The 24,637-nt window shown below is 62.0% G+C and carries 21 protein-coding genes; 13 read left to right on the top strand and 8 right to left on the bottom strand.

All coding sequences use genetic code 11. The annotated features are described in order from the left end of the window. Positions 1–143 precede the first annotated feature (143 nt). Complete coding sequence (locus OCX61_RS01745; protein ID WP_261942355.1) at positions 144–2,594, bottom strand: glycogen/starch/alpha-glucan phosphorylase; 2,451 nt, start codon at positions 2,592–2,594, stop codon at positions 144–146. Between the two features lie 185 nt (positions 2,595–2,779). Between OCX61_RS01745 and OCX61_RS01740 the strand changes: the two genes are divergently transcribed. Both OCX61_RS01740 and OCX61_RS01735 read left to right on the top strand, forming a co-directional pair. Further along, positions 2,780–3,184 (top strand): YkgJ family cysteine cluster protein, encoded by a 405-nt coding sequence (locus OCX61_RS01740; protein WP_003249225.1) that lies wholly within the window; start codon positions 2,780–2,782, stop codon positions 3,182–3,184. Between the two features lie 299 nt (positions 3,185–3,483). After that, a complete protein-coding gene (locus OCX61_RS01735) occupies positions 3,484–3,705 on the top strand; it encodes a hypothetical protein (protein WP_261942354.1) in 222 nt (73 codons plus the stop codon). 9 nt (positions 3,706–3,714) lie between these two features. On the opposite strand, the gene OCX61_RS01730 is transcribed toward OCX61_RS01735, so the two are convergent. The 3 genes from OCX61_RS01730 to thiI form a co-directional block, all read right to left on the bottom strand. After that, the gene (locus tag OCX61_RS01730; RefSeq protein ID WP_261942353.1) at positions 3,715–5,139 is read right to left on the bottom strand and encodes a PhoPQ-activated pathogenicity-related family protein; all 1,425 of its coding nucleotides are present in this window, start codon (positions 5,137–5,139) and stop codon (positions 3,715–3,717) included. Positions 5,140–5,328: 189 nt separating this feature from the next. Next, the gene (typA, locus tag OCX61_RS01725; protein WP_261942352.1) at positions 5,329–7,149 is read right to left on the bottom strand and encodes a translational GTPase TypA; all 1,821 of its coding nucleotides are present in this window, start codon (positions 7,147–7,149) and stop codon (positions 5,329–5,331) included. A gap of 127 nt (positions 7,150–7,276) precedes the next feature. Then, entirely contained in the window at positions 7,277–8,731 is a 1,455-nt protein-coding gene (thiI, locus tag OCX61_RS01720) for a tRNA uracil 4-sulfurtransferase ThiI (RefSeq protein WP_261942351.1), read from the bottom strand. A gap of 617 nt (positions 8,732–9,348) precedes the next feature. Here thiI and glnA point away from each other — a divergent pair. From glnA to ntrC, 5 genes are all read left to right on the top strand, one after another. Further along, positions 9,349–10,755 (top strand): type I glutamate--ammonia ligase, encoded by a 1,407-nt coding sequence (glnA, locus tag OCX61_RS01715; protein ID WP_261942350.1) that lies wholly within the window; start codon positions 9,349–9,351, stop codon positions 10,753–10,755. A 152-nt stretch (positions 10,756–10,907) separates the two neighbouring features. Further along, on the top strand, positions 10,908–11,450 hold the full coding sequence (locus tag OCX61_RS01710; RefSeq protein ID WP_261942349.1) for a chorismate mutase: 543 nt from the start codon (positions 10,908–10,910) through the stop codon (positions 11,448–11,450). 12 nt (positions 11,451–11,462) lie between these two features. Beyond that, complete coding sequence (locus OCX61_RS01705) at positions 11,463–11,930, top strand: cupin domain-containing protein (protein WP_261942348.1); 468 nt, start codon at positions 11,463–11,465, stop codon at positions 11,928–11,930. Between the two features lie 312 nt (positions 11,931–12,242). After that, positions 12,243–13,328, top strand: coding sequence for a nitrogen regulation protein NR(II) (gene glnL / locus OCX61_RS01700; protein ID WP_079230025.1), 1,086 nt, complete (start codon positions 12,243–12,245; stop codon positions 13,326–13,328). Next, the gene (gene ntrC, locus OCX61_RS01695) at positions 13,325–14,761 is read left to right on the top strand and encodes a nitrogen regulation protein NR(I) (RefSeq protein ID WP_060484298.1); all 1,437 of its coding nucleotides are present in this window, start codon (positions 13,325–13,327) and stop codon (positions 14,759–14,761) included. The genes glnL and ntrC overlap by 4 nt, the downstream gene beginning before the upstream one ends. Before the next feature lie 417 nt (positions 14,762–15,178). Here the strand turns inward: ntrC and OCX61_RS01690 are convergent, their stop codons facing one another. After that, positions 15,179–15,616, bottom strand: a complete 438-nt coding sequence (locus tag OCX61_RS01690) for a hypothetical protein (protein ID WP_261942347.1) — start codon at positions 15,614–15,616, stop codon at positions 15,179–15,181. Between OCX61_RS01690 and trmL the strand changes: the two genes are divergently transcribed. Continuing rightward, on the top strand, positions 15,615–16,076 hold the full coding sequence (gene trmL / locus OCX61_RS01685) for a tRNA (uridine(34)/cytosine(34)/5-carboxymethylaminomethyluridine(34)-2'-O)-methyltransferase TrmL (protein WP_054884254.1): 462 nt from the start codon (positions 15,615–15,617) through the stop codon (positions 16,074–16,076). The genes OCX61_RS01690 and trmL overlap by 2 nt on opposite strands. Positions 16,077–16,392: 316 nt before the next feature. On the opposite strand, the gene secB is transcribed toward trmL, so the two are convergent. Genes secB through OCX61_RS01670 form a run of 3 tightly spaced genes read right to left on the bottom strand, consistent with a single transcriptional unit; the run spans position 16,393 to position 17,588 of the window. Continuing rightward, complete coding sequence (secB, locus tag OCX61_RS01680) at positions 16,393–16,878, bottom strand: protein-export chaperone SecB (protein WP_085677971.1); 486 nt, start codon at positions 16,876–16,878, stop codon at positions 16,393–16,395. 40 nt (positions 16,879–16,918) lie between these two features. Beyond that, complete coding sequence (gene grxC, locus OCX61_RS01675) at positions 16,919–17,173, bottom strand: glutaredoxin 3 (RefSeq protein ID WP_003249204.1); 255 nt, start codon at positions 17,171–17,173, stop codon at positions 16,919–16,921. 1 nt (position 17,174) lies between these two features. Next, positions 17,175–17,588, bottom strand: a complete 414-nt coding sequence (locus OCX61_RS01670; protein WP_261942346.1) for a rhodanese-like domain-containing protein — start codon at positions 17,586–17,588, stop codon at positions 17,175–17,177. A gap of 206 nt (positions 17,589–17,794) precedes the next feature. On the opposite strand from OCX61_RS01670, the gene gpmI reads away from it, so the two are divergent. The 5 genes from gpmI (at position 17,795) to OCX61_RS01645 (ending at position 24,445) form a co-directional block, all read left to right on the top strand. Further along, positions 17,795–19,330 (top strand): 2,3-bisphosphoglycerate-independent phosphoglycerate mutase, encoded by a 1,536-nt coding sequence (gpmI, locus tag OCX61_RS01665; RefSeq protein ID WP_261942345.1) that lies wholly within the window; start codon positions 17,795–17,797, stop codon positions 19,328–19,330. A gap of 141 nt (positions 19,331–19,471) precedes the next feature. Beyond that, entirely contained in the window at positions 19,472–20,773 is a 1,302-nt protein-coding gene (locus OCX61_RS01660; RefSeq protein ID WP_261942344.1) for a murein hydrolase activator EnvC family protein, read from the top strand. 79 nt (positions 20,774–20,852) lie between these two features. Next, positions 20,853–22,187 (top strand): S41 family peptidase, encoded by a 1,335-nt coding sequence (locus OCX61_RS01655; protein WP_261942343.1) that lies wholly within the window; start codon positions 20,853–20,855, stop codon positions 22,185–22,187. Positions 22,188–22,195: 8 nt separating this feature from the next. Beyond that, positions 22,196–22,963 (top strand): divergent polysaccharide deacetylase family protein, encoded by a 768-nt coding sequence (locus OCX61_RS01650; RefSeq protein WP_261942342.1) that lies wholly within the window; start codon positions 22,196–22,198, stop codon positions 22,961–22,963. Between the two features lie 78 nt (positions 22,964–23,041). After that, complete coding sequence (locus OCX61_RS01645; RefSeq protein WP_261942341.1) at positions 23,042–24,445, top strand: S1 family peptidase; 1,404 nt, start codon at positions 23,042–23,044, stop codon at positions 24,443–24,445. Positions 24,446–24,637 lie beyond the last annotated feature (192 nt).

Below are 24,637 nucleotides of genomic sequence, written 5' to 3'. Positions count from 1 at the left end.
GGAGAGTTGCAGGCTAGCGAGTGATGAGACTCGCCACGGCTCTCTGACGGCACAATAGGTCGGTAGTTCAGCAAGCACCAAGCCGATGGTCGGAGCCTGCCCCATTCGCGGGTAACCCGCGAAGAGGCCAGGACAGGCTTACCTCAATCCAAGGCCTTCCAGATCTCGGTTGCGTATTCACGAATGGTCCGGTCCGAGGAGAACCAGCCCATCCGCGCCGTGTTCAGCACCGCCATGCGCCACCATTCCTGCGGCGTGTGCCACAGCTCCTCGACCCGCCGCTGCGCATCCCAGTAGGCGTCGAAGTCGGCGCACACGAGGAAGCGGTCATAGCCAACCAGCCCATCGATCAGCCCCGTATAGCGCGACGGATCATCCGGCGAGAAGACGCCGCTGCGAATGGCCTGCAGCACATCGCTCAGGCGGTTCGACGCCGCGATCGCGGCGTTGGCACCGAAATCACCGGCCCGCTTGCGTGCCTCCACCTGCTGCGCGGTCAGGCCGAAGATGAACATGTTGTCCGCCCCCACCTGTTCGCACATCTCGACATTGGCACCATCGAGCGTGCCGATGGTCAGCGCGCCGTTGAGACCGAATTTCATGTTGCTGGTGCCGGAGGCCTCGTAACCGGCGGTGGAGATCTGCTCTGACAGGTCTGCGGCCGGGATGATGCTTTCGGCCAGGCTGACGTTGTAGTTGGGCAGGAATACCACTTTGAGCAGACCGCGCACGGTCGGGTCATTGTTGACCACCCGGGCGATATCGTTGGCCAGCTTGATGATCAGCTTGGCCTGGTGATAACTGGCCGCTGCCTTGCCGGCGAAGATCTTCACCCGCGGCACCCAGTTGGTGCCGGGGTCATTGCGCATGGCCTGGTACAGCGCCACGGTGTGCAGCAGGTTGAGCAACTGGCGCTTGTACTCGTGGATGCGCTTGACCTGCACGTCGAACAGCGCCTCGGGGTTGACCGTGACTCCAATCCGATCCTGGATGATGCTGGCCAGCGCGCGCTTGCTGTGCAGGCGTTGGGCGGCGAACTGTTTGCGGAAGCTGGGTTTGTCGGCAAATGGCACCAGCCCGGCCAAGCGCCCCTCGGGGTCGTCCTTGAGCTCCGGGCCCAGCGCCTCGACCAGCATCTCGGTCAACTGAGGGTTGGACTGGTACAGCCAGCGGCGGAAGGTGATGCCGTTGGTCTTGTTGTTGATTCGCTGCGGGTAAAGCTTGTGCAGCTCGGCGAACACCGTGCTCTTCATCAGCTTGCTGTGCAGCGCCGACACGCCGTTGACGCTGTGCGACCCAAGGAACGCCAGGTTGCCCATGCGCACCCGGCGGCCATTGTCCTCCTCGATCAGCGATACCGCGCGCAGCACGTCGAAGTCGTGCAGGCCTTTGGCCCGCAACGCGTCGATGTGATAGGCGTTGATCAGGTAGATGATCTGCATGTGCCGCGGCAGCATGCGCTCCATCAGCGCCACCGGCCAGGTTTCCAGGGCTTCGGGCAACAAGGTGTGGTTGGTGTAGGCCAGCGTGCCGACGGTCAGCTCCCAGGCTTTTTCCCAGGGCACTTCATGCTGGTCCACCAACAGCCGCATCAGCTCCGCCACGGCAATCGAAGGGTGCGTGTCGTTGAGCTGGATGGCTGCCGCATCAGGCAGGTTCAGCAGGTCTTTGTGCATGTTCAGGTGGCGGCGCAGCAAGTCTTGCAGCGAAGCCGACACGAAGAAGTATTCCTGGCGCAAGCGCAGCTCCTGCCCGGCCTCGGTGCTGTCGGCCGGGTACAGCACCCGCGAGATGCTCTCGGCCCGCGCCACTTCGGCCACGGCGCCCAGGTGGTCACCAGCATTGAAGCGCTCCAGATGCAGCTCTTCCAGCGCCCGCGCACGCCACAGGCGCAAGGTGTTGACGCTGGCACCGCGCCAGCCTACCACCGGCGTGTCGTAGGCCACCGCCCGCACCGTTTCGCCCGGCCACCAGACCTGGCGTTGAGTGCCACCGGCATCGTGCACGGTTTCGACACTGCCGCCGAAACTGATCGGGTAGATCACCTCCGCACGCTCGAACTCCCAGGGGTTGCCGAAGTCCAGCCAGTTTTCGGTCTGCTCCTGCTGCCAGCCATCCACCACTGCCTGGCGGAACAACCCATGTTCGTAGCGGATCCCGTAACCGTGGGCGGCAATGCCCAGGGTCGACATGCTCTCCATGAAGCAGGCCGCCAGGCGGCCCAAGCCGCCGTTGCCCAGCGCGGCGTCAGGTTCGAGCAGGCGGATGCGCTCCAGGTCCACGTCCAGCCCTTCCAGCGCATCACGGGCGATGTCCAGCAGCCCCAGGTTGCTCAGGCTGTCGTAGAGCAGGCGGCCGATGAGAAATTCCAGGGAAAGGTAATAGACCCGTTTCTGGCTACGACGGTAGGCCTGCCGGGTGTGGTCCATCCAGTGATCGACCATGTGATCACGCGCCGCCAGGGCAATGGCTTCGAACCAGTCGTGGTCGAACGCATGCTCCGGGTCCTTGCCGACCGCGTAGGTCAGTTTGTTCAGTACAGCGGCACGAAATTCGGCCACCTCGGCGTCACGTGCTTTGGGTTCCTGGGACATGCGGCATCCTCTGGCAAGTTGACGAAAGCGGAGGGAGATTGTTGAGACTAGACCCTTCGACAGGGAGTGACAGTTACTGTTCGCAGTTTTCATGCCGACGCTGTGATTCCGGCAAAAGGTTGTTCACAATTTGAACAACTCGGGTATGATCGCGCGCCCCAAGACCGTGATTCACCCCCATAACGATGAAAACGACCCTGATCGCTGCGGCCGAAGTCGACCGCCTGGAGACCTGGCAGCGCTACACCAGCAACATGTGCCACGGCTGCCATTCGACCTGTTGCACCCTGCCGGTGGAGGTGAAGATCAAGGATCTGATCCGTATCGGCGTGGTGGACGAGTTCGAGAAAGACGAACCGCCGAAGAACGTAGCCAAGCGTTTGCAGAAGGAAGGCATCATCGAGCGCTTCAACCAGAAGTCGGGGATTTTCACCCTGACCCGGATGAGCAACGATGACTGCATGTATCTGGATCGCAAGAGCCGGCTGTGCACCATTTATGACAAGCGCCCGGATACCTGCCGCAACCACCCCAAGGTCGGGCCGCGGCCGGGGTATTGTGCTTACAAGCCGAAGGTGGTCGGGCGGTGATTCGCCTTTTGATTGGGTGAGGGCCGCAGGGCGCATGCCTTGATTGTGATGGCGTGGCGGATATCGAGCGCCGCCCGCGCGGCGCATCGCGAGCTGCGCTCGCTCCTACATTTGTTTCGGGCCAGTAATGCCTGTGACAAGCGCGCGCGACCGCCTTGCTGGTACGACGCGATATCGAGCCATGCGCCACGGCGTACGCGCGCAAATCCCACAGGAAACATTGGCCCGAAACAAACGTAGGAGCGAGCGCAGCTCGCGATGCGCCGCGCGGGCGGCGCTCGATCTCATAGGCGCTGAAAATGTCGAGGCGGACCCATGGCAGCCCATCTGCAACCTCAAGACAGGCCCTCACCCACACCATCTGCGAAAACCTCATCCCCCTCGACCACGTCGTGGTCATCACCCACTACCTGATGATCGCCTACAACCACAGTCACCGCGCCCTGATCTGGGCTGCGCACTACCTCAGTGCATTGGCCAAGGCCCTGCTGGACGACGCCGAACTGGGCATGCCGGATTGAGCCTGTTGCTCAAGCGCTCTGCGCCGGGAAGCTGCGGCAAGCACCACCCTGATCCGTCGGCGGGTGCTCGGGGTACGTCTGCGGCAACACGCTGACCGGGCTGGTGGCGATGAAGCCATCAGCGAACTTCGCTTCGACGAACTGCGCCTGCCATCCCGTAGCGGGTGCCGTGCGTTGCAGGGTGAAGTGCTGCTTGGGCGCAAGCGTCTCGGACTGGTAGCGCACCCCGCAGGCATAGCGGAAGTCGCGGTCCCTGCTGTTGCTTGCCGTCCACACCCTCACCGCCACTGGCGGTTCGGAGAAGTCGACGAGCATCTGCCCGGCCTGCCCGGTTGCCGACACCTGCACGCTCGGCAGCGGTTTGCCATCGCGCAGGCGCGTCACCACCGGCACCAAGGTGCTGACCACCGCTTGTCGCACGCCACCGTGGTCGGAATTGGGCAACACCCTCAAGCTGGTCACGCCTGGCAGGCGCTGCTGATAATCAGTGACCGGATCAGGCGCGAAGAAGTCGTCACCGCTGGCGGACACCAGGTACTTGGGAATGGCCAGGCGCTGCCCCTCCTCGCCCAGGTACTGCATCGGATCCATCAACGCCATCAGCCGCTCGAATGCCGGGGTGCCCAGCTGTTGCAGAACACCGGCCTGCTGGTAGGAACCCAGCGCCAAGGGCCAGTGACCACCATAACGTTTGCGCAATCCGGCCAGCATGGCCGAAGTGTCCGCGACGTCGATCACGCTGGGCACGATGGCCATCACCCGCTCATCGGCCAATGCCGTGAGCCATGCACTCCAGCCGCGCTTGGAAGCACCCGTGATGATGAAACGGTCCACCGCCAGCCCCTGCTTGCCCAGTTCCTGCTCGGCCAGGTCCATCGCCCGGCTCGCCGCTGCGGCCATCGGCACATGCAGTGGCAGTTCCGGCGCCGCCCCACGCAGCGAATGGGCCCAGGTATGGGCCACCGCGTCATCCTCGCGCAAGGGCTTGTCGACATCGCCAAAGGTCACATACTGGTTGGGCACATCGCTGATCATGACCACGGCCATCTGCGCCTTGAGGGCGACTTCGCGCAACGCTTCACGGGCATAGTCAGGGGTTTGCGCCGGCCCGTGCCGCACGCCGTTGTTCACCACCAGCAAGGCTTTGCCAGGCACTGCATTGCCCGGGATGTGCAGCTCGACATTGTGCTCCCAGCGGCGCGGCTCAAGCACCGGGGCCGGTTCCCACACCTGCGAAACCAGCTGCAGGCGACGGAATGCGTAACCAGGCTCAAGGGCCTGCTCGAGCAATTCAGATTCCAAGGGTGTCTGGCGCACCTTGCCAATATGGCACTGAACGACGTCCTGCGGACGCGGATTGGCGCATTCCTGCACAGTGCAAGCCTGCAGGCCAACCATCAGGCAGGGGATGGCCATCGCCAAGCGATAACTCATGGTCATGCTTCCTATACGAGAGAATGCACTCCACGCTAGGCATGACAACGAGCACTCACAAGGCGCAAAAGGCAGTGGAAGATGCAACCTACGCCAGCTTGAGACATCACCTACAAAAACCTTGCACTCTACAAACAAAAACGCCCCCGGCCTTTCGACCGGGGGCGTTTTCATTCAGCCTGAGCTAACTCAGTTCTTGGCTTTCTTGGCAGCGCGGGTACGCTCGCCTTCGTCCAGGATCTTCTTGCGCAGACGGATCGACTTCGGCGTCACTTCGCACAGCTCGTCGTCCTGGATGAATTCCAGGGCCTGCTCGAGGGTGTGGCGAACCGGCGGAACCAGGGCGATGACTTCGTCCTTGCCCGAAGCACGCATGTTGTCGAGCTTCTTGCCTTTGGTCGGGTTCACGCCCAGGTCGTTGTCACGGCTGTTCAGGCCGATGATCTGACCGTTGTAGATCTCCTGGCCGTGTTCAACGAACAGCTTGCCACGAGCCTGCAGGGTTTCCAGCGAGTAGGTCAGTGCCTTGCCGGTCTCGACCGAAACCAGAACACCGTTCAGACGGCCGGACATCTGGCCCGACTTCATGGTGTCATAGCGATCGAAGATCGAAGTCAGGATGCCTGCACCGTTGGTCAGGGTCAGGAACTGGTTACGGAAACCGATCAGACCACGGGCTGGAATGTTGTACTCCAGGCGAACACGGCCCTTGCCATCCGGAACCATGTTGGTCAGGTCGCCTTTACGCAGACCCATCTCTTCCATGACCTTGCCCTGGGATTCTTCAGGGATGTCGATGGTGACGTTCTCGAACGGCTCCTGCTTCACGCCGTCGACTTCGCGGATGATCACTTCAGGACGGCCTACAGCCATCTCGAAGCCTTCACGGCGCATGGTTTCGATCAGAACGGACAGGTGCAGCTCACCACGGCCCGATACCTTGAACTTGTCAGGGGAATCGGTTTCCTGAACGCGCAGAGCAACGTTGTACAGCAGCTCCTTGTCCAGACGGTCCTTGATGTTACGGCTGGTGACGAACTTGCCTTCCTTACCGCAGAACGGCGAGTCGTTGACCTGGAAGGTCATCGAAACGGTCGGCTCGTCAACGGTCAGCGGCTTCATCGCTTCTACCGCATCCGGGGCGCACAGGGTGTCGGAGATGAACAGCTCGTCGAAACCGCTGATGCAGACGATGTCGCCAGCCTGGGCTTCTTCGACGTCGACGCGGTGCAGACCGTGGTGGCCCATCAGCTTGAGGATACGGCCGTTACGCTTCTTGCCATTGGTGTCGATGGCGACAACCGGGGTGTTCGGCTTGATGCGGCCACGGGCGATACGGCCAACACCGATAACGCCGAGGAAGCTGTTGTAGTCCAGTGCGGAGATCTGCATCTGGAACGAGCCGTCACGGTCAACGTCCGGCGCTGGTACGTTGTCGACGATCGACTGGTACAGGGCGGTCATGTCTTCGCCCATGGCGGTGTGGTCCAGACCGGCAATGCCGTTCAGGGCCGAGGCGTAGACGACTTTGAAGTCCAGCTGTTCGTCGGTGGCGCCGAGGTTGGCGAACAGGTCGAAGATCTGGTCCAGAACCCAGTCAGGACGCGCGCCCGGACGGTCGACCTTGTTGATCACGACGATCGGCTTCAGGCCGGCTTCGAAGGCCTTCTTGGTCACGAAGCGGGTTTGCGGCATCGGGCCGTCCTGGGCGTCGACCAGCAGCAGCACGGAGTCGACCATCGACATTACACGCTCAACCTCGCCACCGAAGTCGGCGTGGCCGGGGGTGTCGACGATGTTGATGTGGTAGCCGTTCCAGTTGATGGCGGTGTTTTTCGCCAGAATGGTAATACCGCGCTCTTTTTCCTGGTCGTTGGAGTCCATGACGCGCTCGTCGTTGAGCTCGTTACGCTCCAGAGTGCCGGACTGACGCAGGAGTTTGTCGACCAGGGTGGTTTTACCATGGTCAACGTGGGCGATGATGGCGATGTTACGCAGATTTTCGATCACAACTGTATCTCGATCAGAGGATTCGGTTGCCACCAGTTTAGGTGGCGAATATGTACGGTTTGAGGCTCAGCGGGCCCGATGGTCGGGAGGGCGATGGCGGATGCTGCCGCCATACAGCCCTGGCGTCTTATGTCGGACGATAAACACGCACATTGGCATGTCCCTCACTGAGCAGGTGGTGTGCGTGCAAACGGCTCATCACACCTTTGTCGCAATACAGCAAGTACTGGCGCGTAGGGTCCAGGTGCTTGAACTTGCTGTTGATCGCGTAGAACGGCATGGCCTGGACTTCGATACCCTCCAGCGCCAAGGGTTCGTCTTCCTGGGCATCGGGGTGACGAATGTCGATGACGATCTGGCCTGGCAATGCCTCGGCCACTTCCTCGACTTCGATGTCCTTGCCCAGCTCGTCGATCACGTGGTCGATGGAGATGAACTTGGCACGCTCCAGAGCGCGCTCGAGCACGGCCATGTCGAATTGCTTTTCTTCGTGCTCCATGCGGTGACGCTTGGCATGGGTGGTCGGGTTCACCGAGATCACGCCGCAGTATTCCGGCATGTGCTTGGCGAAGTCGGCAGTGCCGATTTCGGTGGCCTGGTCGATGATGTCCTGCTTGTGGCTGGCCAGCAACGGGCGCAGCACCAGCTTGTCGGTGGCCGAGTCGATGATCGACAGGTTCGGCAGGGTCTGGCTGGATACCTGGGAAATCGCCTCGCCGGTGACCAGCGCGTCGATCTGCAGGCGGTCGGCCATGTGCGCGGCACCGCGCAGCATCATGCGCTTGAGGGTCACGCCCATGTAGCTGTTGTCGACCTTGTTGAGGATCTCGCCGACCACTTCTTCGAACGGCACGCTGATGAACAGCACGCGCTGGCTGCTGCCGTACTTCTTCCACAGGTAGTGGGCCACTTCCATCACGCCCAGCTCGTGGGCACGACCACCGAGGTTGAAGAAGCAGAAGTGGGTCATCAGGCCGCGACGCATCATCTGGTAGGCCGCCACGGTGGAGTCGAAACCACCGGACATCAGCACCAGGGTCTGCTCCAGGGCACCCAGCGGGTAGCCGCCGATGCCGTTGTGCTGGTTGTGGATGACATACAGGCGCTGATCACGAATTTCGATGCGCACCAGCACTTCAGGGGTCTTCAGGTCGATGCCGGTGGCGCCGCACTGCTGGCGCAGCTGGCTGCCGACATAACGGTCGACATCCATCGAGGTGAAGTCGTGGTGGCCGCCGCGCTTGCAGCGCACGGCGAAGCGCTTGCCAGCCAGCAGGTGGCCAAAGTGGTGCTTGCACTTGGCGACGATGTCGTCGAAGTCGCCCAGCGGGTATTCCTCGACCTGCAGGAAGTGGGTAATGCCCGGGGTGCAGGTGAGGCGCTCGATCATCTCGCGCTGGACCTTCTCGTCCTCGACGCGGGTGACCACTTCGAGGTTATCCCAGACACCATCGACCGCGAGCTCTGGATCGAGGTCCTTGAGCACGTTGCGGATGTTCTTGCCGAGCTGGCGGATGAAACGCTTGCGCACCGGCCGGCTCTTGATGGTGATTTCTGGGAAGACTTTGACGATAAGTTTCATTGGTTAACAGCGCGCGCAGGGCCTGCCGAAAATGAGGGGCGCAAATTATAGCGGAAATTGCTCAGGATTTGACCAACTTTTGATCAGAAGCTTTGAGATATATGCTTGGGCCAGGTTTTGCGCTGCCTGTGAGATCGAGCGCCGCCCGCGCGGCGCATCGCGAGCTGCGCTCGCTCCTACGTTTGTTTCGGGCCAGTAACGCCTGTGACAGGCGCGCGCGACCGCCTTGTTGGTACCACGCAATATCGAGTCATGCGCCAAGGCGTACGCGCGCAAATCCCACAGAAAATATTGGCCAGAAACAAACGTAGGAGCGAGCGTAGCTCGCGATGCGCCGCGCGGGCGGCGCGTGATCCCAAGGGCACCACAAAAATCAAGCCACGCACCAACTTGGTGCCCAACACTCGATTCTTGCCTTCTAAGGGTGCACATTTTCCCGCAGCCAGCCTGGCAAATGCCCGCAAACGCCCCTTTTTATCTCGCCCTCGCCATTTTCGGGCACTGGCATGCAATTTGCTCCCTTGTGAGGCAGGTACGCTTGGCCGACTATCCGCGCCCGGCAACACCCTTTTTCCAGAGCAGCGGCCCACCGCGCTCTAGACCCTCCGGAGGACAACATGTCGAAGTCGGTTCAACTCATCAAAGATCATGACGTCAAGTGGATTGATCTGCGTTTCACGGACACCAAAGGTACTCAGCACCACGTGACCATGCCGGCGCGTGATGGCCTGGACGAAGACTTCTTCGAAGTCGGCAAGATGTTCGACGGCTCCTCCATCGCTGGCTGGAAAGGCATCGAAGCTTCCGACATGATCCTGATGCCAGTCGACGAGACTGCCGTTCTGGACCCGTTCACCGAAGAACCGACCCTGATCATCACCTGCGACATCGTCGACCCGTCGAGCATGCAAGGCTACGATCGCGACCCACGTGCGATCGCCAAGCGCGCCGAAGAGTACCTGAAGAGCACCGGTATCGGTGACACCGTATTCGCTGGCCCAGAGCCAGAGTTCTTCATCTTCGACGAAGTGAAGTTCCAGTCGGACATCTCCGGCTCGATGTTCAAGATCTTCTCCGAGCAAGGCTCGTGGATGACTGGCGCTGACGTCGAAGGCGGCAACAAAGGCCACCGTCCAGGCGTGAAAGGCGGCTACTTCCCGGTTCCGCCGTTCGACCACGACCACGAAATCCGCACCGCCATGTGCAACGCCCTGGAAGAAATGGGCCAGACCGTTGAAGTTCACCACCACGAAGTGGCGACTGCCGGCCAGAACGAAATCGGCGTCAAGTTCAACACCCTGGTGAAGAAAGCTGACGAAGTACAGGCCCTGAAATACGTCGTGCACAACGTTGCCGACGCTTACGGCCGTACCGCTACCTTCATGCCGAAGCCACTGTACGGCGACAACGGCTCGGGCATGCACGTGCACATGTCGATCTGGAAAGACGGCAAGAACACCTTCTCGGGTGAAGGCTATGCCGGCCTGTCCGAAACCGCTCTGTACTTCATCGGCGGTATCATCAAGCACGGTAAGGCCCTGAACGGCTTCACCAACCCGTCGACCAACTCGTACAAACGTCTGGTCCCAGGCTTCGAAGCCCCGGTAATGCTGGCCTACTCGGCTCGCAACCGTTCCGCCTCGATCCGTATTCCTTACGTCGGCAGCCCGAAAGCCCGCCGTATCGAAGCACGCTTCCCGGACCCATCGGCCAACCCATACCTGGCCTTCGCGGCCCTGCTGATGGCTGGCCTGGACGGCATCCAGAACAAGATCCACCCAGGCGATGCTGCCGACAAGAACCTGTACGACCTGCCGCCAGAAGAAGCCAAGGACATTCCGCAAGTGTGCGGCAGCCTGAAAGAAGCTCTGGAAGAGCTGGATAAAGGCCGTGCGTTCCTGACCAAGGGCGGCGTGTTCTCCGACGACTTCATCGATGCCTTCATCGAGCTGAAGAGCGAAGAAGAAATCAAGGTCCGCACCTTCGTGCACCCGCTGGAATACGAGCTGTACTACAGCTGCTGATCTGATTGGCGCCTTGCGCCGATCTGAATCACCGAAAACGGCCTTCTTCTGAAGGCCGTTTTTTGTTTTACGCCCGTCCGTTTCAGATGTTTCCTACAAGCGGCGGTTGCCTGCCTGCGCACAATCAATTCTCCAACAACAAGGAGATTGCCGTGCGCCTCATACAAATCGTGCTGTGCTTCACCTTCTTGCTCCTGGGCTGCAGCGCCAACTCGCCACCTGAACTCAGGCCCTTGCTGGCGGCGATCGGGCAGCGCCTGGACCTGGCCCACTCCGTGGCTGTGCACAAGTGGGACAACGCCCTGGCGGTCGAAGCGCCCGCCCGCGAACTGCAGATCTTGCAGCAGGTTCACGCCGCAGCGCATGACTATGGCCTGACGCCCGAGCGGGCGACTGTCTTTTTTGCCGACCAGATCGAAGCCAACAAGATGATCCAGTACGGGCTAATCGACCGCTGGACCGCACTGGGCAAGCGACCATCCCAGCAACCCCGGGATCTGGCCAACGAGCTACGCCCACGTCTGGACATGCTGCAGTCGACGTTGCTTTACGAACTGGACCGCCTTGACCGGCTATCGATGAAAGATTGCCCACGCAAGCGGGCGGATGCCCTTGCCAGTTATGCAAACGACCCCCTCCGGCACATGGCCCTGGTTCGAGCTACCGCGCATTTGTGCGCGCCTCACTCAAGCTGAAGGATAACGATCATGCGTATTGCACTGCCGCTGCTCACGACTTTACTGATCACAGGCTGTAACGAGCCACTACCATCAAACGCCGAGATAACGTCCAGGACACTCCTGCGCACAGGAGTTGCCTGGGACCAGACACCTTACACGCATTACCCGCAAGGCCAGCCCGAGCTGTCACTGCTGAAAATCAACATCCCGGCCCGTTCTACGCTGGACTGGCACTGCCATCTGGCGCCAAACATGGGCTACATGCTGAGCGGCGCGATCGAAGTGGAAAACGCAGCTGGCATTCGCGTCAGTCTCAAGGCCGGTGACGCCCTGGCCGAGATTGTCAACGGGCTACATCGGAGCCGCACTACCGATCAACCGGCCGAGATCCTGGTGTTCTACGCCAGCGCCAAGGGTATTCCGCCATTTACCTCCGCAGGCGAATGCCCACCCCCCTCCCCAGCGGAGGGAACGCCTGGATCCAGCGCTAGCTGAACCCTGCCAGGCACCTTGCCGGACCGTTGAAATCGAAACTTATCGGATACTCTCTATGCTCTATATTGGTGCACTTAACAGGCGGACGCCCTTGAGTGCACCCTAAAACAGGTCACAAGGTTCCTTGAATCAGGGCAATCTGGTCCGAATATGCGCAATTGCAGGTCTTTATCAGGCAATTCCGCTTCTTTTCGGAGCCTTGGTTTGTTTCTTGCATTTTCTTGTGCAGAGACTGGCATTCGCGGATCCGCCGCCTGCCCGGCCATGGCCGTGCCCTGCCTGACAAGCGCCAAAAGAGGTCAACGACGCCTTATGACCATCAGCGATGCACAGCACCGTCTGCTTCTGGACAACCTGACCACCGCCACGCTCCTGCTCAATGCCGAGCTGCGCCTGGAGTACATGAACCCGGCTGCGGAAATGCTCCTGGCGGTCAGTGGCCAGCGCAGCCACGGGCAGTTCATCAGTGAACTGTTCACCGAATCGACCGAGGCGCTCAACTCGCTGCGCCAGGCCGTGGAGCAGGCGCACCCGTTCACCAAGCGCGAAGCGCAACTGACCTCGCTGACCGGGCAGACCATCACCGTCGACTATGCGGTGACGCCGATCCTGCACCAGGGCAATACCTTGCTGCTACTGGAAGTGCACCCGCGGGATCGCCTGCTGCGCATCACCAAGGAAGAGGCCCAGCTGAGCAAGCAGGAAACCACCAAGATGCTGGTGCGCGGCCTGGCCCACGAGATCAAGAACCCGCTCGGCGGCATCCGTGGCGCAGCACAGCTGCTGGCCCGCGAGCTGCCCGAAGAGGGCCTGCGCGACTACACCAATGTGATCATCGAAGAGGCTGACCGCCTGCGCAACCTGGTCGACCGCATGCTCGGCTCGAACAAGTTGCCGTCGCTGGCCATGACCAACATCCACGAAGTACTGGAGCGGGTCTGCAGCCTGGTCGAGGCCGAAAGCCAAGGCTGCATCACTTTGGTGCGCGATTACGACCCGAGCCTGCCGGACGTGTTGATCGATCGCGAGCAGATGATCCAGGCGGTATTGAACATCGTGCGCAACGCGATGCAGGCGATCAGTTCACAAAACGAGCTGCGCCTGGGCCGCATCACCCTGCGCAGCCGCGCCGTGCGCCAGTTCACCATCGGCCATGTGCGCCATCGCCTGGCGGCGCGTATCGAGATCATCGACAACGGCCCGGGCATCCCTGCGGAACTGCAGGACACCCTTTTCTATCCCATGGTCAGTGGGCGCCCGGACGGTACCGGGCTCGGACTGGCCATTACCCAGAACATCATCAGCCAGCACCAGGGCCTGATCGAGTGTGAAAGCCACGCAGGGCATACCGCCTTCTCGATCTTCCTGCCCCTGGAACAAGGAGCCACCGCCTCATGAGCCGAAGTGAAACCGTATGGATCGTCGATGATGATCGCTCCATCCGCTGGGTCCTGGAAAAAGCCCTGCAACAGGAAGGCATGACCACCCAGAGCTTCGACAGCGCCGATGGTGTCATGGGCCGCCTGGCTCGCCAGCAGCCGGATGTGATCATTTCCGACATTCGCATGCCCGGTGCCAGCGGCCTCGACCTGCTGGCGCAGATCCGCGAGCAGCACCCACGCCTGCCAGTCATCATCATGACTGCCCATTCCGACCTGGACAGCGCCGTCGCGTCCTACCAGGGCGGTGCCTTCGAATATCTGCCCAAGCCGTTCGACGTCGACGAAGCAGTGTCGCTGGTCAAACGCGCCAATCAGCACGCGCAGGAACAGCAAGGCCTCGACGTACCGCAGGCCCTGGCCCGTACCCCGGAAATCATCGGCGAAGCGCCGGCGATGCAGGAAGTTTTCCGCGCCATCGGCCGCCTGAGCCACTCCAACATCACCGTGCTGATCAACGGCGAATCCGGTACCGGTAAAGAGCTGGTGGCGCACGCCCTGCACCGCCACAGCCCGCGCGCCGCATCGCCGTTCATCGCCCTGAACATGGCGGCCATTCCAAAGGACCTGATGGAATCCGAGCTGTTCGGCCACGAGAAAGGTGCCTTTACCGGCGCGGCCAACCTGCGCCGCGGCCGCTTCGAGCAGGCCGACGGTGGCACCTTGTTCCTTGACGAGATCGGCGACATGCCGGCCGACACCCAGACCCGCCTGCTGCGGGTGCTGGCCGATGGCGAGTTCTATCGGGTTGGCGGCCATGTGCCGGTGAAGGTCGATGTGCGGATCATCGCGGCGACCCACCAGAACCTGGAGTCGCTGGTAACAGCCGGCAAGTTCCGTGAAGACTTGTTCCACCGCCTCAACGTGATCCGCATCCATATCCCACGCCTGGCCGACCGCCGCGAGGACATCCCTGCGCTGGCACGGCATTTCCTCGGCCGTGCCGCCCAGGAGCTGGCCGTCGAGCCTAAGTTGCTCAAGCCGGAGACCGAAGAGTTCATCCGCAACCTGCCGTGGCCAGGCAACGTGCGCCAGCTGGAGAACACCTGCCGCTGGATCACCGTGATGGCCTCCAGCCGCGAAGTGCTGATCGGCGATTTGCCACCTGAGCTGCTGAACCTGCCGCAGGACGCCGCCCCAGTGACCAATTGGGAACAGGCGCTGCGCCAGTGGGCCGACCAGGCCTTGGCGCGCGGGCAGTCGAACCTGCTCGACAGCGCGGTACCCAGCTTTGAACGGATCATGATCGAGACTGCGCTCAAGCACACCGCCGGGCGCCGGCGTGATGCGGCAGTGCTGCTGGGCTGGGGCCGCAATACCCTGACCCGCAAGATCAAGGAGCTGGGCATGAATGTGGACGGCGGGGATGAGGATGAGGGCGAGGACCACTGACCTGCCAGTTAGCCTGGAACACCCCTGGGGCCGCTTTGCGGCCCCAGTCATTTCTGCCCTCCGATGCACCGATGCTGTGCCCGATGCACCTCACAAAGGCACAAAACCCCTCAAAACTCGGCCAAATCGCCCTGAAACCTAATGTTTCCGGGCATTGCAAAACTGGCACGCCCCCTGCAATAGCTAATACATATCCAGTTTCGGGGCCCTGGTACAGGCAGGCCGGGTGACCCCTCTTTTATTCGAAGTAACGCCGGTTTTGGGGACCTCGGTACAGGCAGGCCGGGCCATCCCCCCTTTAATTCGCTGTAACCCCTTTTGGGGACCTCGGTACAGGCAGGCCGGGATATCCCCCCTTTAATTCGCTGTAACCCCCTTTGGGGACCTCGGTACAGGCAGGCCGGGACATCCCCTCTTTTATTCGTGCAGCTTCACCTGCACCCGCCAACGCCCAGCGTCCTCTGCACCAGCCCATTCACCGTGCAGAGGGCGCGCGGCAATCACCGTCAGCAACAGTCCCTTGTCACTCTGCTGCAAGCGCCAGCCGACCGGCTTGCCGTTCAGGTCGAGCTGACCACGCTGCGCCTTGCCCTCGGCCTCGAACAGCAGCGCCACGGTACCTTCGACATTTTCGCCATGCAGCTTGGGCGCTGCGTTGAACCACAGGTCCAGGCCATCCTGCACCACCTCGACCTGCTCCAGCACATGCTCATCAGGGGCAGTCAAACGGCCAATCATCAGGCCCACCAGAACGCCGAACAGCGCCAGGGAAAGCAACATGCGCGGCCAGGCCTTCGAACGCAGGTCGGGTTCGGAGGTAGAATGTTCGTCATCTTCACGCTTGGAGCCGTGCATGTTTCACGTCATCCTTTTTCAACCAGAAATTCCGCCGAATACCGGCAACATCATCCGCCTCTGCGCCAATAGCGGCTGCGCCCTGCACCTGATCGAGCCGATCAGCTTCGAACTGGACGACAAGCGCCTGCGCCGTGCGGGGCTTGATTACCACGAGTATGCCACGCTCAAGCGCCACGAAAGCCTGGCCGGATGCCTGGAAAGCCTGGGCAATCCACGCCTTTTCGCCTTCACCACCAAGGGCTCGCACCCGTTCCATGAAGTGGCTTATCAGCCCGGCGATGCGTTCCTCTTCGGGCCAGAGAGCCGCGGCCTGCCGGCCGAGGTGCTCGACAGCCTGCCAGCCGAACAACGCCTGCGCCTGCCGATGCGGCCGGGGTGCCGCAGCCTGAACCTGTCCAACACGGTGGCAGTGACGGTGTATGAGGCCTGGCGGCAGAACGGGTTTGCCGGGAGTTAAGGTCTAAGTCTTGTGGTTGGGCGCAGATCGAGCGCCGCCCGCGCGGCGCATCGCGAGCTACGCTCGCTCCTACGTTTGTTTCGGGCCAGTAGCGCCTGTGACAGCCGCGCGCGACCGCCTTGTTGGTACCACGCAATATCGCGTCATGCGCCAAGGCGTACGCGCGCAAATCCCACAGAAAATATTGGCCAGAAACAAACGTAGGAGCGAGCGTAGCTCGCGATGCGCCGCGCGGGCGGCGCTCGATCTAACAGGCGCCAACAATCCACAGCCATAAAAAAGCGCCCCGAGAGGCGCTTTTTCCATATCGGCAGAATTACTGCACAGTCGGCACTTCGCCAGCTTCCTGCATGCGCTGCATTTCTTGCGCGTACAGGGCGTCGAAGTTGACCGGCGACAGCATCAGGGCCGGGAACGAACCGCGGGTCACCAGGCTGTCCAGGGTCTCACGGGCGTACGGGAACAGAATGTTCGGGCAGAACGCGCCGAGGGTGTGGCTCATCGAGGAAGCGTCGAGGTTCTTGATCAGGAAGATGCCAGCCTGCTGAACTTCAGCGATGAAGGCCACTTCGTCGCCGTTCTTGACGGTCACCGACAGGGTCAGCACCACTTCGTGGAAGTCGCCTTCCAGCGCTTTCTGCTTGGTGTTCAGGTCCAGGGCAACGCTCGGTTCCCAGGTCTGACGGAAGATCTGCGGGCTTTTCGGGGCTTCGAACGACAGGTCACGCACATAGATGCGCTGCATGGAGAACTGAGGGCTGTTGTCTTCTGCAGCAGCGCCGTTGGTCTGTTGGTCAGTCATGGCAGATCCTTAATCCTAATGTTTTTGAATGCAGTGCAAATCAGGCTGCCAGCAGCGCGTCGAGCTTGCCGGCGCGCTCCAGGGCATAGAGGTCATCGCATCCACCGACGTGGGTGCTGCCGATCCAGATCTGCGGCACCGAAGTACGGCCGGCCTTCTGACTCATCTCGGCACGAACCTGCGGCTTGCCGTCGACCTTGATTTCCTCGAAGGCCACGCCTTTGCTCTCGAGCAGGTACTTGGCGCGCATGCAGTAAGGGCAGTAGTCGCTGGAGTAGACGATGACAGGCTTCATATCACTTCACCAGGGGCAGGTTATCGGCTTTCCAGCTGGAAACGCCACCGCTCAGTTTGGCGGCGGTGTAACCGGCCTTGATCAGTTCACCGCAGACCGCGCCGGACTGCTGGCCCATCGCGTCGACCACGATCAGGGTCTTTTCTTTGTGCTTCTCGAGCTCGGTCATACGGTTGGCCAGCTTGTCCTGCGGGATGTTCAGCGCACCGACGATGTGGCCGGCGGAATATTCCTTGGACGGGCGAATGTCGATGACCAGTGCCTTGTCGGCATTGACCAGCGCGGTCAGCTGGCCGTTGCTCAGGCTCTGGCCGCCACGGCGCAGTTCATTGACGAGCAGTGCGACCAGCAGAACCACGAAGATCGCCACCAGGATGTAGTGATCTGTCGCGAATTGAATCAGGTGAGCAACCATCAGCGGTGTTCCAGGCGATTGAAAATGCCGGCCAGTATACACAGCCCCCCAGTGCCACCAAAGCCCGACGGGCTGGTGGTAAAGGTACCTTCATGTTACCGGGTGGCCTGCGCCGGTCGGCCGACAGGACGATTATTCGCCGCTGATGGCGCATTTGCCCTAAAATGCGTGTCTTTATCATCTTTGAACAACCGTGAGTTTGATTGATGACGAGTACGCCCAAACCCCTGGTCCTGATCATCCTGGATGGCTTCGGCCACAGCGAGAGCCCCGAATTTAACGCCATCTATGCCGCCAACACGCCGGTCTATGACCGCCTGCGCGCCACCCAGCCGCATGGCCTGATTTCCGGCTCCGGGATGGATGTCGGCCTGCCGGACGGGCAGATGGGCAACTCCGAAGTCGGCCACATGAACCTCGGCGCCGGGCGCGTCGTCTATCAGGACTTCACCCGGGTGACCAAGGCCATCCGCGATGGCGAGTTCTTCCAGAACCCGGTACTCACCGGCGCGGTGGACAAGGCAGTGGGCGCCGGCAAGGCCGTGCACATCCTCGGCCTGCTGTCCGACGGTGGCGTGCACAGCCATCAGGACCACCTGGTGGCCATGGCCGAACTGGCAGCGCAACGTGGCGCCGAGAAGATCTACCTGCACGCCTTCCTCGACGGCCGTGACACCCCGCCGCGCAGCGCGCAATCGTCGATCGAACTGCTCGACGCGACCTTCGCCAAGCTCGGCAAGGGCCGCATCGCCAGCCTGATCGGCCGCTACTTCGCGATGGACCGTGACAACCGCTGGGATCGCGTCAGCGCCGCCTACAACCTGATCGTCGACAGCGTTGCCGACTACACGGCCGACACCGCGCTGGCAGGCCTGGAAGCAGCCTACGCCCGCGAGGAGAACGACGAATTCGTCAAGGCCACGCGCATTGGCGAAGCCGTCAAGGTCGAGGACGGCGATGCCGTGATCTTCATGAACTTCCGCGCCGACCGCGCCCGTGAGCTGTCGCGTGCCTTCGTCGAGCCGGACTTCAACGAATTCCCCCGCGCGCGCCTGCCAAAAATGGCGGCCTACATCGGCCTGACCCAGTATTCGGCAAAAATCGCCGCGCCGGCAGCCTACGCCCCGTCCAGCCTGGACAACGTGCTGGGCGAGTACCTGGCGAAAAACGGCAAGACCCAGCTGCGCATCGCCGAAACCGAGAAATATGCACACGTCACGTTCTTCTTCTCCGGTGGCCGCGAAGAACCGTTCGAAGGCGAAGAGCGCATCCTGATCCCGTCGCCGAAGGTTGCCACCTACGACCTGCAACCGGAGATGAACGCACCTGAAGTGACCGACCGCATCGTCGAGGCCATCGAACAGCAGCGTTTTGACGTGATCGTGGTCAACTACGCCAACGGCGACATGGTCGGCCACACCGGCGTGTTCGAAGCCGCAGTAAAAGCAGTCGAGGCCCTGGATACCTGCGTCGGGCGCATCGTCGAGGCGCTGGACAAGGTCGGCGGCGAAGCACTGATCACCGCCGACCACGGCAACGTCGAACAGATGGAAGACGCCTGCACCGGCCAGGCGCACACTGCGCACACCAGCGAGCCGGTGCCGTTCATCTATGTCGGCAAGCGCAAGGTGCAGGTCCGCGAAGGCGGCGTGCTGGCCGACGTGGCACCGACCATGCTGAAACTGCTGGGCCTGGAAAAGCCGGCAGAAATGACCGGTACATCCATCCTGGTCGACGCCTGATTCCGTGCCTCGGGCCGCGCTGCGGCCCTCTTTGCACATGAATTCCAGACAAACGCCCCTCTGCCCCGGCAGCGAGGCGTTTTTTTTGCCTGCCTGCACGGGCATACTAGGCCAGTCTCTATCCTTGGTACGCCAAACCCCATGCTACGCGCCCTGATTCCTCTAGCCTTGTCCTGCCTGCTCAGTCCGGCCTTTGCCGATGAGCGCGCGCAGACCCAGCAGCAACTGGACGCCACCCGCCAGGACATTGCCGAGCTCAAGAAGACGCTGGGCAAGCTCCAGGAAGAAAAGGCCGGCGTGCAAAAAGACCTCAAGGCCACCGAAACCGACATCGGTAACCTGGAGAAGCAGGTGGAGGCCCTGCAACAAGAACTAAAAAAGACCGAGGGCGAGCTGGAGCGCCTTGATACCGAGAAAAAAAAACTCCAGAGCGCCCGCGTTGAACAACAACGGCTGATCGCCATCCAGGCCCGTTCGGCCTACCAGAACAATGGTCGCGAGGAATACCTCAAGCTGCTGCTGAACCAGCAGAATCCAGAGAAATTCGCCCGCACCCTGTCCTATTACGACTACCTGAGCAAAGCGCGCCTCGAGCAGCTCAAGGCGTTCAACGAGACCCTGCGCCAGCTGGCCAGCGTCGAGCAGGACATTTCCCGTCAGCAGGAACAACTGCTGGCCCAGCGCGCCGACCTCGACACGCGCCGACAGGCGCTGGACAGCGAGCGCAGCAAGCGCCAGCAGGTGCTGGCCAAGCTCAACAGCGACGTGAAAGACGGCGACCAGAAGCTGCAGGCACGCCAACAGGACCAGGCCGACCTGGCCAAGGTGCTCAAGACCATCGAGGAAACCCTGGCCCGTCAGGCCCGGGAAGCCGAAGAAGCGCGCAAGAAAGCCCTGCTTGCCCAGCAGGAAGCCGAGAAACGCCGCCAGCAGGAGGCCCTGGCCGCCCGAGCGGACAAGGAACAAGAGGATGCCGAGCCGCCGAAGAAGGCCCGCACCACCCTCGGCCCGTTGGTTTCCAGTGACGGCGCCAGCTACGGTGGTGCGTTTTCTGCCGCGCGGGGAAAACTTCCATGGCCGGTCAATGGTCGATTGCTGGCACGCTTCGGTGATGCCCGCGGCAATGATGCCCGGGCCAAATGGGACGGCGTGATGATCAGCGCCAGCCCCGGCACCCAGGTACACGCAGTGCACGGTGGGCGCGTGGTGTTTGCCGACTGGTTGCGTGGCGCTGGACTTCTGGTCATTCTCGACCATGGTAATGGTTACCTGAGCCTGTACGGCCACAACCAGAGCCTGCTCAAGAGCGCCGGCGACATCGTCAAGGCCGGCGAAGCCATCTCCACCGTTGGCGACAGCGGTGGCCAGGACAGCGCAGGCTTGTACTTCGCCATCCGCCAGCAGGGCCGGCCGACCGACCCCTCGCAGTGGTGCCGCGGCTGACACATTACATACGGTGTAGCACCATGCGCTGCGCCGATGCTCCGCAGGGAGCGTTTACAGGATCAGGAGTTCGTTCGACATGCTGCACTCGCCTCGCCTCACCCAGCTGGCCCTGACCATCGCCCTGGCGATCGGTGCGCCCCTGGCCAGTGCCGCGGAGCCGGCGAAAGCCTCGCCAGCCAAGCCTGCCGCCGTGCCGGCCACCGAGGTGACCGCCAAGGCGCCACTGCCGCTGGAAGAGCTGCGCACCTTTGCCGAAGTCATGGACCGCATCAAGGCCGCCTATGTCGAACCTGTGGACGACAAGACCCTGCTGGAAAATGCCATCAAGGGCATGCTCAGCAACCTTGACCCACACTCGGCCTACCTCGGCCCCGAGGACTTCCAGGAGCTGCAGGAAAGCACCAGCGGCGAATTCGGCGGCCTTGGCATCGAAGTGGGCCAGGAGGACGGCAATATCAAGGTAGTGTCACCAATCGACGACACCCCGGCCTCGCGTGCCGGCGTGCAGGCCGGTGACCTGATCGTCAAGATCAACGGCGCGCCAACCCGCGGCCAGACCATGACCGAAGCGGTCGACAAGATGCGCGGCAAGGTGGGCGAGAAGATTACCTTGACCCTGGTGCGCGACGGCGGCAACCCGTTCGACGTGACCCTTGCCCGCGCGGTGATCCAGGTCAAGAGCGTGAAGAGCCAGCTGTTGGAGAGCGGCTATGGCTACATTCGTATCACCCAGTTCCAGGTCAAGACCGGCGACGAAGTCGGCAAGGCCCTGGCCAAGCTGCGCAAGGACAACGGCAAGAAACTGCGCGGGGTGATCCTCGACCTGCGCAACAACCCTGGCGGCGTGCTGCAGTCGGCCGTGGAAGTGGCCGACCACTTCCTGACCAAGGGCCTGATCGTCTACACCAAGGGCCGCATCGCCAACTCCGAGCTGCGCTTCTATGCCGACCCGGCCGATGCCAGCGAAGGCGTGCCACTGGTGGTGCTGATCAACGGCGGCAGCGCCTCGGCCTCGGAAATCGTCGCCGGCGCGCTGCAAGACCAGAAACGTGCCGTGCTGATGGGCACCGACAGCTTCGGCAAGGGCTCGGTACAGACCGTGCTGCCGCTGGCCAACGACCGTGCGCTGAAACTCACCACCGCGCTGTACTACACCCCCAACGGCCGTTCGATCCAGGCCCAGGGCATCGTCCCCGACATCGAAGTGCGCCCAGCCAAGCTGACCGCCGATGCCAGCGACAACGACACCTTCAAGGAAGCCGACCTGCAGGGCCACCTGGGCAACGGCAACGGCGGCGCCGATCGCCCGACCGGCAGCAGCAAGCGCCAGGAGCGCCCACAGGACAGTGACTACCAGCTGAGCCAGGCGCTGAGCCTGCTCAAGGGCCTGAACATCACCAAGGGCGACTGATCCACCCCATGCGTTATCTGCTGTGTCTGCTGTTCTGCCTGATGGCCGGGGTCGCGCAAGCGGCGCCGGCCGGCAAGGCCTACCTGAGCATCATCATCGACGACCTGGGCCAGAGCCCCGAGCGCGACAGCCGCACCCTCGCCCTCCCCGGGCCGGTCACCATGGCGATCATGCCCGACACGCCACATGCCACCGACTTCGCCCGCCAAGCCCACAAGGCGGGCAAGACGGTGATCCTGCACATGCCCATGGACCCGGCCACAGGCCCCTACGCCTGGCACCCCGGCATCCCCATCGAAGAGCTGGGCCGGCGCCTGGACGCAGCCCTGGCCAAGGTCCCGTACGCCGCCGGCATCAACAACCACATGGGCAGCCGCATGACCGCTCAACGCGAACCGATGGCCTGGCTGATGGGCGAGCTGCAGAGGCGTCATCTGTTCTTCGTCGACAGCCGTACCAGTGCTGCCACGGTCGCAGCGGCAGAAGCACAGGCACAAGGGTTGGCGCATGTCTCACGGGATGTGTTCCTCGATGACGTACGCACCACCGAGGCGATCACCGGGCAACTGCAACAAGGTATCGCCCTGGCGCGCAAGCAAGGCTCGGCAGTGCTGATCGGCCACCCTTACCCGCAAACGCTCGAAGTGCTGGCGCGTGAGCTGCCACGGCTCAAAGACCAGGGTGTCACGCTGATAAGGCTGCAGCAGATGATCGCCGAGCGCGGCAACCAGGCCATGCCCGCCCATGGCAAGCATGGCCGCTACAGCAATCGCTGAGCGCGCTGTTCAACTATGTACCGCCAAACACGCGGGTAGGACCTTCACCCTTCGTCCTCCATCCAGAGGAGGTACGACATGCAAAAGCCATTACTCCTGGCAACGCTGGGCCTGATGCTGTTCAGTCACCTGGCGAACGCCAGCGATCGCCCTGACCCTCTCGCCACACCGCGAGTCCTGTACAACAGTGATGACCAAAGCAGGCAGTGGACCGGCGTTGGCCGGCTGGTCTCACATAACCGGCATTGCATCGGCACACTGCTGGACAGCCGAGCCGCTGACTCCGACACGACGGGGCCGGCCTACGTGCTGACAGCTGGCCACTGCGCAGGCGGTATCAATGGCAAGATCCTCGTTGACCAGCCACTTACCGGCAGCATCAGCTTCAACTACTTTGTCGACACACAGGACCAGCGTTACACCGTGCCGCTGAAACGTACGGTGTGGAACAGCTTGCAAGGTGCCGACCTGGCGCTTCTGGAGCTGGACGCCCCGCTCGAGCAACTGCTGGCACAAGGCATTACGCCTCTCAAGCTAGGCTCATCCCCCACACCAGAAGGCGCTGTACAGGTAGTCGGCGAGCCCAGTTCGCTCGGCAAAGGCCTGCGCCTGTCCAGCTGCACGGAGCGCGTCCAGGATACTTCCAGCGTTGGCAACTGGGTGTGGCGCAATGCCAGGCGCAATGACTGCCAGGGCCTTGATGAAGGAGCATCCGGCAGCCCGGTCGTCGCGACCGACAGCCAGCATCTGGTCAGCATTGCCAACAGCCTGCACGGTAGTGAGGTCGGTGCAATACCGGTGCATCGTGTTCAGGGCTGCTTCAGCGCAGGCCGGATGGACCTCGAACTGCCCACCTGTCAGTTGCTGCCAGGTTTTCAGCTCGAGCCCCAAGGCTCCGGCCTGAAAACGCTCACCAAGGCCAGAACCCTGGCTGATGGGTCAATTGAACAAGCCCGCTGGGACTTCCAGTTCCTGATCGACACACCGCGCTACCGCTACAAGACAGGCTCCGATGCACTGGCCTGCGAAGACCCGACCGGCTACAGCGGCACCATCCCCGCGAGCGAAGCCTTGATCAACGACCCGATCGGACCGGAGCCTGGTACTTACTACCTGTGCCTGGTCGGCGTACAGTCGCCAGACCAGTTGCCTTCTCGTGCGCTCATGGCCAACAGCCTGAGCATTGCCGTCGAACTGCTGCCACCAGGCAGGCCACAGGCACAGGTGAACACAGAACTGCTGGCTGACGGCAGCCTCCGGGTCAGCTGGCAGAAAGCTCCAGACATCATATTTTACCGGGTAAAGCGCGGTGCACCTGAAACCACCGACTGCAACGACCCATCAGGGTATCGCCTGCTGCCCGGGTACAGCCGCGATATACCTGCATCGGCACTGCCCTTGAAGTTGTGCAGCGTTGCCATTGACCTGATCAAGCAAAGCTCCGAATTGCGCACCGACCTGTTACAGGCCAAGGCACCTTGACCTAGCTCTTTCCACGCAAAGAAAAGGGCCCTGTTCTCGCGAACAGGGCCCTTTTTCATACCGTCAGCTTCGGTCAGCTATACACACGCCCCAGCAACTGGCGGTGGCTTTCGAACTGATCCAGCACATCACGCACGATCTGCTCGGGCGCAAAGCCCATCAGGTCGTACTCCTGGCTGCCATCGTGCAGGT

Source organism: Pseudomonas sp. LRP2-20, assembly GCF_024349685.1.
GTDB lineage: Bacteria > Pseudomonadota > Gammaproteobacteria > Pseudomonadales > Pseudomonadaceae > Aquipseudomonas.
The sequence above is the reverse complement of the archived record's forward strand: the minus strand, read 5'-3'. Positions and strand labels throughout refer to the sequence as shown.